The sequence below is a fragment of the Stutzerimonas stutzeri SDM-LAC genome (assembly GCF_000235745.1).
Classification (GTDB): domain Bacteria; phylum Pseudomonadota; class Gammaproteobacteria; order Pseudomonadales; family Pseudomonadaceae; genus Stutzerimonas; species Stutzerimonas stutzeri_H.
Genome location: NZ_AGSX01000013.1, coordinates 1 through 16,236, shown reverse-complemented (window position 1 = coordinate 16,236; position 16,236 = coordinate 1). Strand labels below are relative to the sequence as shown.

Annotated in this window: 17 protein-coding genes; 9 read left to right on the top strand and 8 right to left on the bottom strand. The window is 59.8% G+C overall.

The annotated features are described in order from the left end of the window. Positions 1–88: 88 nt before the first annotated feature. From pdxB to PSTU_RS0101610, 8 genes are all read left to right on the top strand, one after another. A complete protein-coding gene (pdxB, locus tag PSTU_RS0101645) occupies positions 89–1,234 on the top strand; it encodes a 4-phosphoerythronate dehydrogenase PdxB (protein ID WP_019339310.1) in 1,146 nt (381 codons plus the stop codon). A 112-nt stretch (positions 1,235–1,346) separates the two neighbouring features. After that, entirely contained in the window at positions 1,347–3,437 is a 2,091-nt protein-coding gene (gene dnaX, locus PSTU_RS0101640; RefSeq protein WP_019339309.1) for a DNA polymerase III subunit gamma/tau, read from the top strand. 15 nt (positions 3,438–3,452) lie between these two features. Continuing rightward, positions 3,453–3,779: a YbaB/EbfC family nucleoid-associated protein gene (locus PSTU_RS0101635; protein WP_019339308.1), complete on the top strand. Its 327-nt coding sequence runs from the start codon at positions 3,453–3,455 to the stop codon at positions 3,777–3,779. Positions 3,780–3,924: 145 nt separating this feature from the next. Further along, a complete protein-coding gene (recR, locus tag PSTU_RS0101630; protein WP_019339307.1) occupies positions 3,925–4,524 on the top strand; it encodes a recombination mediator RecR in 600 nt (199 codons plus the stop codon). A 188-nt stretch (positions 4,525–4,712) separates the two neighbouring features. Beyond that, entirely contained in the window at positions 4,713–5,702 is a 990-nt protein-coding gene (locus PSTU_RS0101625; RefSeq protein WP_019339306.1) for an ABC transporter substrate-binding protein, read from the top strand. A 94-nt stretch (positions 5,703–5,796) separates the two neighbouring features. After that, positions 5,797–6,540, top strand: a complete 744-nt coding sequence (locus PSTU_RS0101620; protein WP_019339305.1) for an ABC transporter ATP-binding protein — start codon at positions 5,797–5,799, stop codon at positions 6,538–6,540. Next, positions 6,540–7,313, top strand: coding sequence for an ABC transporter permease (locus PSTU_RS0101615; protein ID WP_019339304.1), 774 nt, complete (start codon positions 6,540–6,542; stop codon positions 7,311–7,313). Before PSTU_RS0101620 ends, PSTU_RS0101615 begins: the two co-directional genes overlap by 1 nt. Positions 7,314–7,322: 9 nt before the next feature. Continuing rightward, positions 7,323–8,030, top strand: a complete 708-nt coding sequence (locus tag PSTU_RS0101610) for a transporter substrate-binding domain-containing protein (protein ID WP_019339303.1) — start codon at positions 7,323–7,325, stop codon at positions 8,028–8,030. A 22-nt stretch (positions 8,031–8,052) separates the two neighbouring features. Here PSTU_RS0101610 and PSTU_RS0101605 read toward each other — a convergent pair whose 3' ends face one another. The 4 genes from PSTU_RS0101605 to hemN form a co-directional block, all read right to left on the bottom strand. Beyond that, complete coding sequence (locus tag PSTU_RS0101605; protein ID WP_019339302.1) at positions 8,053–8,670, bottom strand: SCO family protein; 618 nt, start codon at positions 8,668–8,670, stop codon at positions 8,053–8,055. Between the two features lie 2 nt (positions 8,671–8,672). Continuing rightward, on the bottom strand, positions 8,673–9,221 hold the full coding sequence (locus tag PSTU_RS0101600) for an adenine phosphoribosyltransferase (protein WP_019339301.1): 549 nt from the start codon (positions 9,219–9,221) through the stop codon (positions 8,673–8,675). Between the two features lie 10 nt (positions 9,222–9,231). After that, positions 9,232–9,966 carry a fumarate/nitrate reduction transcriptional regulator Fnr gene (gene fnr, locus PSTU_RS0101595; protein ID WP_019339300.1) on the bottom strand — a complete coding sequence of 245 codons (735 nt, stop codon included), beginning with the start codon at positions 9,964–9,966 and terminating at the stop codon, positions 9,232–9,234. A gap of 104 nt (positions 9,967–10,070) precedes the next feature. After that, complete coding sequence (hemN, locus tag PSTU_RS0101590; protein WP_019339299.1) at positions 10,071–11,453, bottom strand: oxygen-independent coproporphyrinogen III oxidase; 1,383 nt, start codon at positions 11,451–11,453, stop codon at positions 10,071–10,073. A 194-nt stretch (positions 11,454–11,647) separates the two neighbouring features. Between hemN and nadE the strand changes: the two genes are divergently transcribed. After that, positions 11,648–12,475, top strand: a complete 828-nt coding sequence (nadE, locus tag PSTU_RS0101585; RefSeq protein WP_019339298.1) for an ammonia-dependent NAD(+) synthetase — start codon at positions 11,648–11,650, stop codon at positions 12,473–12,475. 70 nt (positions 12,476–12,545) lie between these two features. Here nadE and PSTU_RS0101580 read toward each other — a convergent pair whose 3' ends face one another. The 4 genes from PSTU_RS0101580 to PSTU_RS0101565 form a co-directional block, all read right to left on the bottom strand. Then, complete coding sequence (locus tag PSTU_RS0101580) at positions 12,546–13,280, bottom strand: sulfite exporter TauE/SafE family protein (protein WP_019339297.1); 735 nt, start codon at positions 13,278–13,280, stop codon at positions 12,546–12,548. Further along, positions 13,273–13,482: a cbb3-type cytochrome oxidase assembly protein CcoS gene (gene ccoS, locus PSTU_RS0101575; protein WP_019339296.1), complete on the bottom strand. Its 210-nt coding sequence runs from the start codon at positions 13,480–13,482 to the stop codon at positions 13,273–13,275. Before ccoS ends, PSTU_RS0101580 begins: the two co-directional genes overlap by 8 nt. Positions 13,483–13,563: 81 nt before the next feature. Beyond that, entirely contained in the window at positions 13,564–15,993 is a 2,430-nt protein-coding gene (locus tag PSTU_RS0101570; RefSeq protein ID WP_019339295.1) for a heavy metal translocating P-type ATPase, read from the bottom strand. A gap of 7 nt (positions 15,994–16,000) precedes the next feature. After that, positions 16,001–16,236: FixH family protein (locus PSTU_RS0101565; protein ID WP_019339294.1), on the bottom strand; the 236-nt coding region annotated here is incomplete at its 5' end.

The window sequence follows — 16,236 nt, the reverse complement described above, 5'->3', positions numbered from 1 at the left end:
CTAGTCTACGCCGCGAGCCGCGCACACGGGAAGCCAGCAGAGCGGACCAACGCGGTCTAGAATGGGCAATCAATGACGGAGCCTGACGATGCGTATCCTTGCCGATGAAAACATTCCCTTGGTCGACGCTTTTTTCGCTGAGTTCGGCGAGATACGACGCATGCCAGGACGAAGTATTAACAGGGCCGCAGTCGAGCAAGCCGACGTGCTTCTGGTTCGGTCTGTCACCCGGGTAGACCGCGAGCTACTCGAAGGAAGCGCAGTTCGCTTCGTGGGTACTTGCACAATCGGAACCGACCACCTCGACGTTGATTACTTCGAGGAGGCAGGAATCAGCTGGGCCAGTGCACCGGGTTGCAACGCTCGGGGCGTCGTTGACTATGTGCTCGGCAGCCTTCTGGCCTTGGCCGAAGGTGAGGGCGTCGAGCTGGCTGATCGGTGTTATGGCGTAGTCGGTGCCGGCGAGGTCGGCGGCAGGCTGGTAGAGGTTCTGCGTGGTCTGGGCTGGGATGTGCGTGTCTGTGATCCGCCGCGCCAGGCGCGTGAAGTGGGTGAGTTCGTCACGCTTGATGAAATTCTTGCAGAGTGCGATGTCATCAGCCTGCATACCCCGTTAACGCTGGAAGGCGAGCACTCGACGTTTCACCTGTTGGACCGGTCCCGTCTGGAGCAACTGCGGCCAGGCGCCTGGCTGATCAATGCTGCCCGTGGTGCCGTGGTCGACAATGCCGCCTTGCGCACGCAGCTGGCCAGGCGGACAGATATTCAGGCAGTGCTCGATGTCTGGGAGGGCGAACCGCAGGTCGATGTCGAGCTGGCCGAACTGTGCTGGATCGCGACCCCGCATATCGCCGGCTATAGCCTGGACGGGAAATTGCGCGGAACGGCGCAAATCTATCAGGCGTTTTGCGCGAGCAGGGGGCTGGAGCCAAAAGTTGAACTGGCGGACCTGATGCCGCCAGCGTCGCTGCGAGGCTTGGTCTTCGATGCTTCCGCTGGGACCGCTGAGCTGCTGGCGACAATCTGTCGGGCCGTTTACGACCCGCGACGTGACGACGCTGCATTTCGCCGCAACCTGTGCAAAGACGAGGCCCAGCGTGCGGTCGGCTTCGATCAGTTGCGCAAGCAGTACCCACCGCGTCGTGAAATAGACGGCCTGCAGATCGAGATCAACAGCGCTCAACCGCAGCTGGAGCAAATCGTGCGGGCCTTGGGCGCAACCGTTAAGCACTAGCCAGCCCGTGCCGATCACGAGCTGCAGTGGCCGCGCCGGTATCAGGCCGGATGCAATTTGCAGCCTGCTCCGCTAGCATTACCCGTTCTCTGCTTTATCCCGCGATGGTGTTATGAGTTATCAGGTACTAGCCCGCAAGTGGCGTCCGCGCTCGTTCCGCGAATTGGTCGGCCAGACGCACGTGCTCAAGGCTTTGATCAACGCATTGGACAGCCAGCGCCTGCATCATGCCTATCTGTTCACGGGCACCCGTGGAGTTGGCAAGACCACCATCGCGCGGATCATCGCCAAGTGCCTCAATTGCGAGACGGGCATCAGTTCCACGCCTTGTGGAGAATGCTCGGTTTGCCGCGAAATCGATGAGGGCCGGTTCGTCGACCTGATCGAAGTGGACGCCGCGAGCCGCACCAAGGTCGAAGATACCCGCGAACTGCTGGATAACGTGCAGTACGCCCCCAGCCGTGGGCGCTACAAGGTCTACCTGATCGACGAAGTGCACATGCTCTCGTCGCACTCGTTCAACGCCTTGCTTAAAACGCTTGAAGAGCCACCGCCCTACGTCAAGTTTCTACTGGCGACTACCGATCCGCAGAAGCTGCCGGTGACCATCCTGTCCCGCTGCCTGCAGTTCTCGCTTAAGAACATGCCGCCCGAGCGCGTAGTCGAGCACCTGACCCATGTGCTCGCCGTCGAGCAGGTCCCGTTCGAGGAAGATGCGCTCTGGTTGCTCGGCCGCGCCGCAGATGGCTCGATGCGCGATGCCATGAGTCTCACCGATCAGGCGATCTCCTTTGGTGAAGGTAAAGTGCTCGCGGCTGATGTTCGCAGCATGCTCGGCACGCTGGATCATGGTCAGGTCTATGGCGTGCTGCAGTCGCTGTTGGAAGGCGATGCCCGTGCGCTGCTCGAAGCGGTGCGTCATCTGGCAGAGCAAGGCCCCGATTGGGGAGGTGTGCTTGCCGAAATGCTCAATGTTCTGCACCGCATCGCTGTTGCTCAGGCATTGCCGGATGCAGTGGATAACGGTCAGGGCGATCGTGATCGCGTGCTGGCGCTGGCCCAGGCGTTACCTGCTGAGGATGTCCAGTTCTATTACCAGATGGGCCTGATCGGCCGGCGTGATCTGCCGTTGGCCCCCGATCCGCGAAGCGGTTTCGAGATGGTGCTGTTGCGCATGCTCGCGTTTCGGCCCGCCGACGATGAAGGTGCGCCGCGAACGCCACTAAAGACATCAGGAGTCAGTCAGGCCACGACTGATTCCAGCACAACGAACGTGGCCGGTTCAGCAGGCCCGGCTGCACCGGTTCGCGATCCGGTTGAGGCGCCGGTGGCTTCGGCACAGTCGGCTCCGCCAATCGCCACAACTGCGCACCGGTCGAACCCTGCGTCTGCTCCGACGGATGTGATTGCCGAACAGGCGACAGCGACAGCGCGTGCGCCCGCCGCGAGCGTTTCGTCGCCGGAAACGGTGGCAGTCGTAGGTGCTGTGCATGCTCCTGCTGTGCCCGAGCCCGCAAAAGCTGAACCCGCGCTCCCAGTGGTTGATCTGCCCTGGAATGAGCCGCCTGACACGCCGCCAGTAGCGGTGGAGAGCGGGGTGCTGGAGCAAAAGACCGAGCCTCTGGGCGAACCAGCGCATCACGCTGCGGTGGTTGAGGTTAACGAGCCGGACGATGATGAGCCGCCGCTTACCGACGAAGACTACTTTGAAGTCGAAACCCAGGCCGAGGCCTACCTTGGCGGGCTTGACGATTTCGCGATCGATCCGCAACCGTCCGAGCCGACGCTTGCAGTCGAGCCGGCAACCGGCTTGGCCGCGGAGTGGCTGGATATTTATCTGAAGCTGGGGCTGGGTGGGCTGACCGGTAGCATCGCAGCAAATTGCACATTGATCGCCGTGGAAGATGACCGCTGGCTCATGCACCTGGACCCAGCGCAAAGTGCGCTGTTCAACGCCACTCAGCATCGACGTCTGAACGATGCGCTGAACCAATACCACGGGCGTACCCTGCAGCTGGACATCGAGTTGCAGACACCGCAGCAGGAAACGCCGGCACAAGCTGCCGCGCGGCGCCGTGGCGAGCGACAGCGGGCAGCAGAGCAGTCGATCCAGGCAGATCCTGTGGTCCAACAGTTGATGCAACAGTTCGCTGCCGTCATTCGCGACGGTACTATCGAACCCGTAGAACACTCTGAACCCTGATCCGAGGTAATTCCCATGATGAAAGGTGGCATGGCCGGCCTGATGAAGCAGGCGCAGCAGATGCAGGAAAAGATGCAGAAAATGCAGGAGGAACTGGCCAACGCAGAAGTGACCGGTCAGTCCGGTGCTGGCTTGGTGAGCGTTGTGATGAATGGCCGGCACGACGTCAAACGTGTCAGCCTTGATGACAGCCTGATGCAGGAAGACAAGGAAATTCTCGAGGACCTGATAGCCGCTGCGGTAAATGACGCAGTGCGCAAGATCGAGCAGAACAGCAAGGAAAAAATGTCCGGTATGACCGACGGTATGCAGTTGCCACCGGGTTTCAAAATGCCCTTCTGATGGCGCTCGGATGCCGTTCCCGGCATCTAGCCAGCGCGGCCTGCCGGCGCCGTGAGAGACGCTCTAGCCAAGCGAAATCACGGCACGGTCCCTGGCGCCGCCCTCTGTAAAAACAGTCCCCATTGCTTCTCAACCTGGTGAGTCCATGTCTTTCAGCCCGCTTATTCGCCAACTCATCGATGCATTGCGCATTCTCCCAGGCGTAGGGCAAAAAACCGCCCAACGCATGGCTTTGCAGATGCTTGAGCGTGATCGCAGCGGTGGGCAGAGATTGGCTCAGGCACTTGCGCGTGCAATGGAAGAGGTGGGCTATTGCCGCCAGTGCCGCACGTTGTGCGAGGAAGAACTTTGCCCGCAGTGCGCTGATCCGAGGCGGGACGATGCCTTGCTCTGTATCGTGCAGAGCCCGGTGGATGTGTTCGCCGTAGAGCAGACGGGATTCCGGGGTCGCTACTTCGTGCTCAAGGGGCACCTTTCTCCCCTTGATGGCCTGGGGCCGGAGGCCATAGGCATTCCCGAATTGCTCGGGCGAGTGGCCGAGGGCAATTTCAGCGAAGCGATACTGGCCACCAACCCCACCGTCGAAGGCGAGGCTACTGCGCATTACATTGCGCAACTGTTAATTCCGAAAGGGCTGACGCTCAGCCGCATCGCGCACGGTGTCCCGCTTGGCGGAGAGCTAGATCTCGTCGATGGCGGCACGCTTGCCCACGCACTGGCCGGTCGGAAGACGATCACACTCTGACTCGTCCAAGAGGTTGCGCGAGGGTCGTCAGCTTATAACTTCCGGTTTAATGCTTATGGCGGTTAGGTAGTGCCGCGCGGTCCAGACTTCATGTAAAGTTCTAAGCCATACCCCACTAATAACTAGATGAACTTATCTGCTTTCGTCTAGTTATATGTATGGCGCTGCCTATCTACATGAGGTCGACAATGAAGGCAAAACACTGGTTGGTTCCCGCACTGCTGCTGCTGAGCGCATTCGCGCAGGCGCAGGAGAAGTTCAAAGTCGGCTATATCCGTGTGATGGATGATGCTCAGGCGATGGTTGCCCACGAGGGCGGCTTCTATAAGAAACACGGTCTCGACGTCGAGCTGGTTGAGTTCAGTTCCGGCACGGATCTGATCAAGGCCATTATTGGCGGCCAGTTGGATACCGGAGTTCTGGGCTTCACCAACGCGGTTGCCTGGGCATCCAAGGGCGCTGATCTGAAGGTTGTCGGTGGCGCTCAGCAAGGCTATCACTCTATCGTGGCCCGCGAAGGAACCGGTATCGAGAAGGTCGCTGACCTGAAAGGCAAGATTCTCGCGTCGCAGAAAGAAGGCAGTACCGCCGATGCGGTATTGCGTGGCGTTACCTTGAAAGCCGCCGATCTGGCACCCAGCGACGTCAATATCATGGGCACCAGCCCGGCCGTCGCCGTTCAGTCGCTCGTATCCGGACGCACCGATGCTGCGTTTCTCTTCGAGCCCTACGATCGGATCGCTCAGCTCGTGGCGCCCGTCAAGCAGATCTATGAGATTGGCGAGGTCTGGCCATTCCCTTGCATGGTGGTGATCACTGCCGGGGAAACTCTGGAAAAGCGCAAGGAGGCGGTTTGGAAGTCGCTTGATGCCCAACGTGATGCAATCGAGCTGCTGGAGAATCAACCAGCAGAAGCAGCCAAGCTGATCGCCGATTACTTTATTGCCGAACCGACGTTGAAGACGCTCAATCGTGGCGAGCTGCCCCGTGAAGTTGTGATTGAGGAGGCTATTTCCACTCAGACCTTCGACGCCAAGCTTGGCACTGATGATCTGGCACGTATCCAGGAACTCGCCGATATCCTCCAGGAACTCGGCTCGCTCAAGACGCGCGATGGCAAACCATTCGATACCAGCAGCCTTCTCGACCTGTCCTGGCAACAAGCACGCGAGCTCTAGGCTACGGCAGATCGTTCCACACTGCCCGGCCATAGCGCCGGGCAGTGTCATTTAGCCCGCTGATCGGGCAGTTTTTTGAGGTCTTCAAAGCGATATGCAACTCAGGTTTGAAGAAGTAGACAAGCATTTTGGCCAGTTGGAAGTCATCAAGGGCTTCAGTGGCGAGTTCGCCCAGGGCGAGCTGGTCGCTCTGGTTGGGCCGTCCGGTTGCGGGAAATCGACGTTACTGCATCTGGTTGCCGGACTTGAAAAGCCGACCGCAGGGCGTGTACTCGCCGATGGCGAGAAGATTCCTGGGCCGAGTCCCCGGCGCACGCTGGTTTTCCAGGAGCACGCGCTGTACCCCTGGCTTTCGTTACAGGCCAATGTGGCGATGGCTCTTGAGCTGCAGGGAGTCGCCAAGGCCGATGCCTTCGAGCAGGCAAAGGTCTGGCTCGCTCGGGTCAGCCTGGACGGTTTCGAACATTACTATCCGCACCAGGTGTCGGGCGGTATGCGGCAGCGCACTGCCTTGGCGCGGGCGTTTATTGCCAAGCCGGAAGTGTTGCTGCTCGATGAGCCTTTCGGCGCGCTTGATGCGCTTACTCGTATGGCGTTGCAAGACGTCCTGCGTGAGCTGATCGACGAGCACCAACCGACCGTGCTGCTGGTCACCCATGACGTTGATGAAGCCCTGTATCTGGCCGACCACGTGCTGGTGTTCAGCGGACGTCCAGCCAGGGTGCTGAAGACATTCAATTTCATCCATTGCGAGAAAAGCCACGATCTTTCCGAGTTCGCTGCGGAGCGGCGTGAAATCCTTCGCTTGTTGGGTATCAAGACGGAGGTAGGGCACTGATGAGCCAGGGACGTCGTCTGACCGGTCCGAAGAAATACCTCGCCGTGGTGTTGGCGGTTCTGTTCATCCTGCTGATCTGGCAGATCGCCGCTTGGAGTCTTCCTGCGTTTTTGATGCCGGGTATTCCCGTGGTGTTCGAGCGGCTGTTGACCACTGTTTACGAACCTGAGTTTCGCGAAGGGCTTTACGGCAGCATGAGCCGGCTGGGGAGTGGCTATAGCTTCGCAATGCTGTTTGGTATCGGCTTCGGGTTGCTGGGCGGGGTGCTGTTCTTCTTTCGCGAGATTCTTCGTTCGGCCATCGTGATTCTTCAGTCAATCCCATCGATCGCCTGGGTGCCGCTATTTCTGATTGTGATGGGCTTCGGTAATCTGCCAATCATCGTCGTGGTCGCACTGGCGGCATTCTTCCCGATGGCGCTGTCGGTTATGAATGCCACCGAAAGCGTGCAGCCGGTCCAGGTTGCGGCTGCTCGGGTAATGGGCGCATCGCGCTGGCAACTGGTGCGGCGCGTCTATCTACCGGCGGTAATGCCTGAACTGATTACCGGCGCGCAACTGGCCTTCGGCAATGCATGGCGAGCGCTGATCTCCGCAGAGATGCTGATCGGTTTCGGTCAGGGATTGGGGCGCTCGCTTGCCTACTCCGGCGAAATCGCCGACATGGCTGGTGTAATGATGAATATTCTGGTCATCGCTATCCTCGCGACGCTGATCGATCAGGTTGTACTGGAGAAATTCAAGCAGCGGATGCTGCGTTACCAGTACGTCTGAGTGGGCCCCGTGAAAACAGGCCTGTTGCGGTTCGTGTTCACGCTGATGGTGCCGGTTGGCATCCAGGCTGCGACGCTCGAGGCGGTTCCGGTTGATGCCTACCGTCCGCTCAAGGCGGCGGAGGCTGAGTTACTCGGAGAGGGTTTCGAGGCCGCTTGGCTTGCTCGTTTGGGCGAAGCCTTGGGCAGCGATATTTCGCTCCTTGATGCGCCGGAAAGCGGGCAGCTTCGCTTCGGTAAGCTTGGTTCCGGCGCGGCTTATTATTCCAGCGAGATCGCTGCCCTGGTGGCAAGCAAAGCAGGGCCGACCGACTGGGCGGGCCTTGCTGGCAAGCCATTCTGCTCTACTACAGGGAGCCCGCATGCAGAAGTGATAGCGGCCCGCTTCGGTGGTGTCGCTCGAATCTATCCCAGCGCGGCACAGGCGCTGATCGGGCTCAAACTCGGTGAATGCCAAGCGGTTGTGGGCGAGCGAATTTTACTGCAGCAGATCGCCGAACTGCCTGAGTGGCGTCGCTATGATCGATTGCTGCCAGCATTGGAATATCCGCGACTGACACTGCGGGTCGCAGCAGCCGATGCGGCGCTGCAACAGCGCATCGAGGAAATCGTCGCCAGCCCGGAAGGGCAGAATACGCTGGCTGAGGTCACGCAACACTGGATCGACGAAGTCGCCTTCCAGGCGTATGTGCTCGCTGATACGCTTGATTGTCACTAGGGCGTTTCTGCAGCAAGCAGCATCATCTCGCTTCGATTAGCTGGGGCAAGGCGTTGCGTAGCCCCTCCAGCTTTAAAGGGGCTCGGATATGCCCGCGCAATGTCCCATCGGGAGCGACGATAGCGAGATTGCCACTGTGGCTGACTTCGTAGTCGCCCTCCGTGTTCGCGGTCGTTACGAAAGGCAGCCCAAGTGCTTTAGACATCTTCTGCAACTCTGGAAGCTCGCCAGTCAATCCTTTGAAGCCTGCCCGGTAATAACTCAGGTAGGTACGCAGCGCCTCAGGCGTGTCGCGTGCTGGGTCCGCGGTAATCAAGACGACTTGCAGCTGGTCCCGCACCGTGGGGGGTAGCTGGCTGAGTAGGCGGCGCATGTCGCTCAGCGTTGTTGGACAGATGTCCGGGCACGCAATGAACCCGAAAAACATCAGATGCCAGCGATCACGTAGTGCATCAGTGGTAAAAGTCTGGCCTTTTTCGTCAACGAGCTCGACGGCAGGCAATTGCCGCTCCCGCGGAAGCACCAACAGGTTCGCCTCATCAAGCAGGGCTTCGCGGTCGAGTGCAAAGGACGCTGGACAGAATGCGAGGAGGCCGAGCAGCGCCCCGCAGTGCAGGGCTGACACCCATCTGGTGCTCAAGTCTAGCGCTCGTTCAGTTCGAATGCAGTCAGAGTGAAGGTGGGGATGCCCATGTCCTGCAACTTGCGTGAACCTCCGAGTTCAGGGAGGTCGATAATCGCAGCAGCTTCATGGATCTGCGCGCCCATGCGGCGAACCAGTTGAGCCGCCGCGACCAGCGTCCCGCCGGTGGCAATCAGATCATCCAGCAACAATACCGAATCACCCTCACAGAGGCTGTCTGCGTGCACTTCAAGGTAGGCCTCACCGTACTCGGTGCTATAAGACGCCGCCAACACATCGGCTGGAAGCTTGCCTTTCTTGCGGAACAGAATTAGCGGCCGGTTCAGCTCATAGGCGATGATCGAGCCGATGATGAAACCGCGGGCGTCCAGCGCACCGACATGGCTGAAACCGCTTTCGACATAACGCTGTATCAGGCTGTCAGCCACCATGCGAAGTGCTTTCGGTGACTGTAGCAGCGGGGTGATGTCGCGGAAGATCACGCCAGCTTTCGGAAAATCCGGAACCGGTCGGATCAAGGTCTTGATCGAGAATTCGTCGAAAATCATGCGAGCTCCGTTAGGCGTCCATGTTTCCGCCCGCCAGGGCGCACAAGCGAATGGAATCGAGGATCCGCACCTCCTTACCCTCGGCTTCCAGCAGGCCACTCGCCTGGCAGCGCGTGAATACCCGCGAGACGGTTTCGACCGCAAGACCCAGATAGTTACCGATCTCGTTGCGTGACATGGGCAGTCGGAACTGGTTGGCGGAGAAGCCGCGCGCACTGAATCGGGCCGACAGGTTGATGAGGAAGGTTGCGATTCGCTCGTCTGCAGTCTTCTTCGACAACAGCATCATCATCTGCTGATCATCGCGAATCTCGCGGCTCATGATGCGCATCAGCTGGCGACGCAGCTGTGGCAGCAACACGCTGAGTTCATCGAGACGGTCGAAGGGGATTTCACATACTGAGGTGGTCTCAAGCGCCTGGGCCGATACCGGATACGTTTCGGTGTCCATACCTGACAGACCCACCAGCTCGCTCGGCAGGTGGAAGCCGGTAATCTGCTCCTCGCCGGCATCCGTGACGCTAAAGGTGCGCAGGGCACCGGAGCGGATGGCGAATACGGAACTGAACGCATCGCCCTGGCGGAACAAGGTCTCGCCTTTCTTCAAGGGGCGTCCGCGCTTGACGATATCGTCCAGCGATTGCATGTCCTGCATGTTCAACGAAAGCGGCAGGCAGAGGCCAGAGAGGCTGCAATCTTTGCAATTAGCCTGTGGCTGCTTGCGGACCTTGATGAGCTCGGACATTGCGAGATCCTGATAAACCGTACGATGCGCAAGATTAACTCAGGCAGGCACCTTAGGCCAATTGGTCCAAGGGTCGCAGCGGGGGCGAACGCTCCAGCGGTCACTCACATAGCTTGGGGAAATCGCGAGGCGGGACGGGGCGGCAAGCAGTGGTCGAACTGCATGCACACTGCATAAGCGAGCAGGCGTCCGGCCGGCAAAATGGTCATCGCGTCCGCGTTCAGCTGAATCAGACCATCGGCAGCCATCTGCTCGAGAGCGGGCCAGGTTTGCTGGAAATAGGTCTTGAAGCTGACGCCGAAGATGCTTTCGATCTCATCGAAGCGTAGTTCCGAATCGCAGAGCAGCGCTTGGATGGTGTAGCGTCGGATCTCATCGTCCTGGTTGCATCGCAGGCCACGGATAGTGGCGAGCTGGCCTTGTCCCAGTGACTGTTGGTAAAGGGTGATGTCGTTGTTGTTCTGGCAGTACAGATCGCCGATCTGGCTGATCGCCGAAACGCCGAGGCCAACCAGGTCGCAATGCCCATGAGTCGTATAGCCATGGAAGCCGCGTTGAATAGCCCCGTCCTCCTGGGCTACAGCGAGCTCATCGTCAGGCAGGGCGAAAAGATCCATGCCAATATATCGATAGCCGGCGCGAGTCAGCTGTTCCACGCTGTGTTGCAGCATCGCGAGCTTGTCCACCCGGGTTGGTAGCTCTGCCGCGTTGATCTTGCGCTGCGCCATGTACCGTTCGGGTTGATGCGTATAGCTGGAAATCGACACACGCTCCGGCTGCAGCGCAATCACAGTGGTGATCGTGTTTGCAAAGCGTTCGGGGGTTTGCCGTGGTAAGCCGTAGGTCAGATCAATCTGTATCGAACGGAACTGCAGGGTTCGTGCAGCCTCGATAACCGTCTGGGTCTGTTGTAGCGTCTGCCTGCGGTTGATTGCGTGCTGCACATCCGAGTCCAGGTCCGGCATGCCTATACTGATGCGGTTGAAGCCAAGCTCACGCAGTAAACCCATCGTCGGCCAGTCCGCTTCGCGCGGGTCAATATCGATGCTGAAATCGCCATGATCGTCGTTCTGTAGGCTGAAGCGCTTACGCAGATGACTCATCAATCCACGTAGCTCGGTATGCCCGAGAAATGTCGGCGTGCCGCCGCCCAAATGCAGCTGCTCCACCACCTGTTCCTGGCCCACGTGGCAGCCGATCAGCTCGATTTCCTTTTCCAACCGTGCTAGGTACGGCAACGCACGCCCGCGGTCTGTGCAGATGACCTTGTTGCGCTGGCAGTGATAGCAGATGTCTGTACAGAATGGCAGGTGAACGTACAGAGACAGTGGTCTGGCCGCTTGACGGCTGCCGCGTAGCGCATGCAGCAGATCGAACGATCCCACGTTGCTGTTGAACTGATGGGGCGTCGGATAGAGGGTATAGCGCGGCCCATCCTGATCGTAACGATGAATCAGGTCGGCATCCCAACGAATGGCGTCGAGCATCTTACGGTCTCGGGTTGACTGCGGTGCCAGGATTCTAGGGCGGGCGACACTGCATAGACTTGACCTGTATCAAGCGAGTCCAGACCCTGCCACGGAGTCCGGTGCCGACGGTAAGCAGAGGAGATTTATTGGCTGAATTATGGTCGGATTAGCTACTGCCGTTTTCTAACCTTATCCATTGCAAGGAGAAACCCATGCATCATCGTCAGCAAGAAATCGCTGCTGCGCTTAACGTTTGCGCCCCATTTGATGGGCCGGCAGCTATACAGGCCGAAATCGACCGGCGAATCGCTTTCATTCAAAAATGCCTGCGCGAGTCTGGGCTCAAGACGTTGGTGCTGGGAATTAGCGGGGGTGTCGATTCGACCGCCGCCGGGTTGCTCGCGCAGCGTGCAGTCGAAGGTATGCGCGAAGCCGGGGAGGGCGACGACTACCGATTCATTGCGGTCCGGCTGCCTTATCAAGTTCAGCATGACGAAGACGAAGCGCAGCTTGCGGTCGATTCGATCAATCCGGACGAGTGCCATACGGTCAACATCGGCGCCGCGGTGCAGGGCTTGACGCGAGCGACAGAGGCGCTTGAAGACCTGACGTTGGAGAAGCGCGATTTCGTGGTCGGCAATACCAAGGCGCGGATGCGCATGGTCGCGCAGTACACCATTGCCAACGCGCGGCAGGGGCTGGTGATCGGCACCGATCATGCCGCCGAAGCGGTTATGGGGTTCTTTACCAAGTTTGGCGACGGGGCTTGCGACCTGACGCCCCTGGCCGGCCTGGTCAAGCATCAGGTCCGTGAGTTGGCTGCTGCGTTAGGCGCCCCTGAACAACTGGTGAAGAAAATCCCCACTGCCGATCTTGAAGAGCTGTCACCCGGCAAGCCGGACGAAGATGCTCATGGTGTGAGCTATCAGAATATCGACGCGTTCCTGCAAGGTCGCGCGGTCCCAGACGAGGCGGCTCGTATCATCATCGACACCTACGACAAGTCAGCGCACAAGCGTCAGTTGCCGAAAGAGCCCTGAGCAAAACGTCGGCGATGCCAGGCGCGGTGCTATGCCAGCACTTCGGCTCGCTCTCCCGGTCAGTGACGTTTCAATGATGAATGTGCTTGGGCGCTTGCTGCACGGACGCACTGCCTGCATGGTCATGACCCATCAGCCATTGCTGATGCGGACCTGGCAGCGTCCAAAGGCCGAAGAGGATTACCGTGGCACCGCCGACCATTCGCACGCCGCGTTTACGAAGCACTGCGGTAAGTCGTTCGGCGGCCAGGCCGGTCGCCAGAAGCACCGGCCAGGTACCGATACCGAACGCGAACATCAGCAGGGCGCTGTCCAGCGCATCGCCCTGACTGGCCGCCCACAGCAACGTGCTGTAGACCAAGCCACACGGCAGCCAACCCCATAAAGCGCCAAGCAGCAGCGCTCGTGGCACGCTCTTGACGGGCATCAGCCTGCTTGCGAACGGTTGGATATGCCGCCACAGCCCCCTTCCGATCGCTTCGACACGCGTCAGACCGGTCCACCAGCCCGCCAGATACAAACCCATGCCGATCAGCAGCAGTGCGGCGACAATCCGCAACGCCATCGCGGCAGGGCTGTTAGCAACGGCCCAGCCGGCCAGCCCGATGAGCAATCCAGCGCTGGCGTAGCTGAGGACCCGGCCCAGGTTATAAGCCACGAGCAGGCGCAGGCGCTTGCCACGTTGCTCGGCGGGAATAGCCATGGTCAGTGCGCCCATCAAACCACCGCACATGCCCAGGCAGTGGCCTCCGCCAAGCAGGCCGAGCACCAAGGCCGATAACAGCAGAGGCAACAGCTCATTCACGTTCGGACTTCCCTGGGTCGCGACCTTTGTCTGCCTGCTCAATGCCTGCTCTGTGCTTGGGGTCTTCTTCATCGAAAAGAATGCTGTGGGCCGGGCCGTCCAGATCATCGTACTGGCCACTGTCGACAGCCCAGAAAAAGACCCAGATGGCCAACGCGACCAGAACCACGGCGACCGGAATCAAGATGTAAAGTGCGGCCAAGAGAGCCTCCAGAAGTGGTGGGTAACGGCAAGCCTGGGCAGGCGCGCCATCTATGCTACGCCGGTCGGAGAAGACAGCCAGTCAAGGCAGGCTGGCGGGTTGCTGCTGATTAGGCGCACGGCTCAGCCGCAATGCATTGAGCACCACCAGCAGCGAGCTGGCAGACATGCCCAGCGCCGCCCATAGCGGAGTTACCCAGCCTATCGCAGCAAACGGAAGGATCAAGCCGTTGTACAGGCTCGCCCACGTCAGATTCTCAATGATGATATAGCGGCTGCGGCGTGCCACGCTGAAAGCCTGCACCAGGCTGTCGAGACGATTGCTGAGCAGGACGGCGTCAGCGCTGGTCTTGGCAAGATCGGTCGCTGAACCCATGGCCACGCTGATATCGGCGGCTGCAAGGACCGGCGCATCGTTGACACCGTCGCCGAGCATCAGCACGCGATGGCCTTTGGCTTGCAGGTGCTGCAGGTGAGCGAGCTTGTCGGTTGGGGTCATGCCGGCGTGCGCATCCTCGATGCCGAGCTGTCGAGCGATCGCGCCTACCATTGGCGAGCTGTCACCCGACAACAGGACCGTATTCCAGCCACGGGATTTGCACGCCTGAAGCAAAGCCGGCGCGTCATCGCGCAGGCGATCGTTAAGCACCAGCCACGCCAGAGGTCCCTGAGTATCGCCCAACAGCAACCATTGGCCCTCGTTACCGGGTATCTCCGGCGCTGCGCCGGCATAGCCAGTCGCGACGAAATCAGGTTGACCAATACGCAGGGTACGTTCGCCAATCGATCCTTGGAGACCAAGGCCGGGAAAGCTGCTCACTGCATCGGCTGCTTGAGGTGCTCGACCGAATGCTCTGGCAATCGGATGCTCGGATCGGCTTTCCAGGGCGGCGGCCAGCTCCAGGCAGGCATTGGCATCCAGCTCCGCCAGTGGTCGAACTTCGCTCAGCGTCAGACGTCCTTCGGTCAAGGTTCCGGTCTTGTCGAAAATCACCGTGTCGATGTGATTGAGGCCCTCCAGTACATGCCCCCGCGTAAGCAGCAGACCCAGTTTGTGCAGCGTGCCTGTGGCGGTAGTCAAGGCCGTCGGTGTAGCCAAGGACAATGCACAGGGGCAGGTCGCTACCAGCAGGGCAAGAACGATCCAGAATGCGCGCTGCGGGTCGATCTGCCACCAGACGATGCCAACCACAGCGGAAGTCAGCAGCACGATCAGCAGGAACCATTGCGAAACACGGTCGGCCAGCTCGGCCAGGCGCGGCTTGTCAGACTGGGCACGCTCGAGCAGGCCGACAATCGCGGAAAGCCGAGTGTTGTCGCCCAGCGCTTGAACCTCGATGACCAGGGCGCCCTCTACGTTGAGAGTACCGGCAGTGACGGTATCGCCAACGATCCGAGCCTGCGGTAGGTATTCTCCGGTGAGAACCGATTCGTCAACGCTCGACTGTCCACTGAGGATGCGGCCATCGGCTGGAATCAGCGCGCCGGGCTGAATCAGCACCTGATCGCCGAGTTGCAACTCTCGAAGCAGAATGCGTGAAGTCTGGCCGTCCTCGGCCAATTTCAGGCAAGAAGCCGGCAGCAGATTGACCAACTGAGCTGTCGCTGCGGCGGTTCGCTCCCGCGCACGGCGCTCTAGAAAACGTCCAGCCAGAAGAAACAAGGCGAACATGCCGACGGCATCGAAATAAAGCTCGCCCTGGCCGGTGACTGTCGACCATATACCGGCAACATAGGCGCCACCGATCGCCAGCGAAACAGAGACGTCCATGGTCAAATGCCGGGTGCGTAGGTCACGCAGCGCACCTTTGAAGAAGTCGGTGCAGCAATAGAAAACGATCGGCGTGGTCAACAGCAGAGCAGTCCACCGAAGGATGCTGGCCATACCTGGCGAGAGGTCGATGTTGAACTCGGGCCAAGTCGCCATCGTCGCCATCATCACCTGCATCCAGAGCAAACCGGCTACACCCAGCTGGCGCATGCTGCGGCGGTTCTCTTTAGCAAGCCGTTCCGCAGCCTGGTCCGCTTGGTAGGGGTGGGCCGCGTAACCGATGCGACGAAGCTCTGCGAGCAGTTCGCTCAGCGGCAGCGAGGCATCATCCCAGCGCACCCGCAGGCGATGGTTCGATAAGTTCAGGCTGGCCTCGGAAACCGCGTCCAGCCGACGCAGGTGTTTCTCGATCAGCCAGCCGCAAGCAGCACAACTGATGCCTTCGATCATCAACGAAGTGTCGGCCAGCTCATCTTCATGATGTACGAATGGCGCTTGCACATCTTTGCGATCGTAGAGTTCCAGCTCTTCGGTGAGCGCTTTCGGAAGCGTGTCAGGATTGATTGAAGCATCGCTGCGATGCGAATAGTAGCTTTCCAGACCGCCCAGGACGATTGCCTCCGCGACCGCCTGACAGCCCGGACAGCATAGCGCCCGCTGCTCGTTCAGCACACGGGCGTGGTAAGCGCTGCCAGCAGGAACCGGCAGCCCGCAGTGGTAGCAAGGAACGGGGCTCGCCATCGTCCGGTCAATAGCTCAGGTTGATAGGCTGACCGCTAGCGATTTCCTTTTCCTCGAACAATCGCCAATCCTGATTGCCCTCACGGCCAAGCAGCTCGACGAAACGCCTTCCTGTGACTGGCTCCTGCATCTGTCCCTGATAGAAACCATCGCCCTGGGGCTGCAGAACGATACGACGATCGCGTTCTGGCTGCGTAGGGGAGAGCAGGTTGAGTATTACTTGTTGCGGGCGGCTCGCACCGC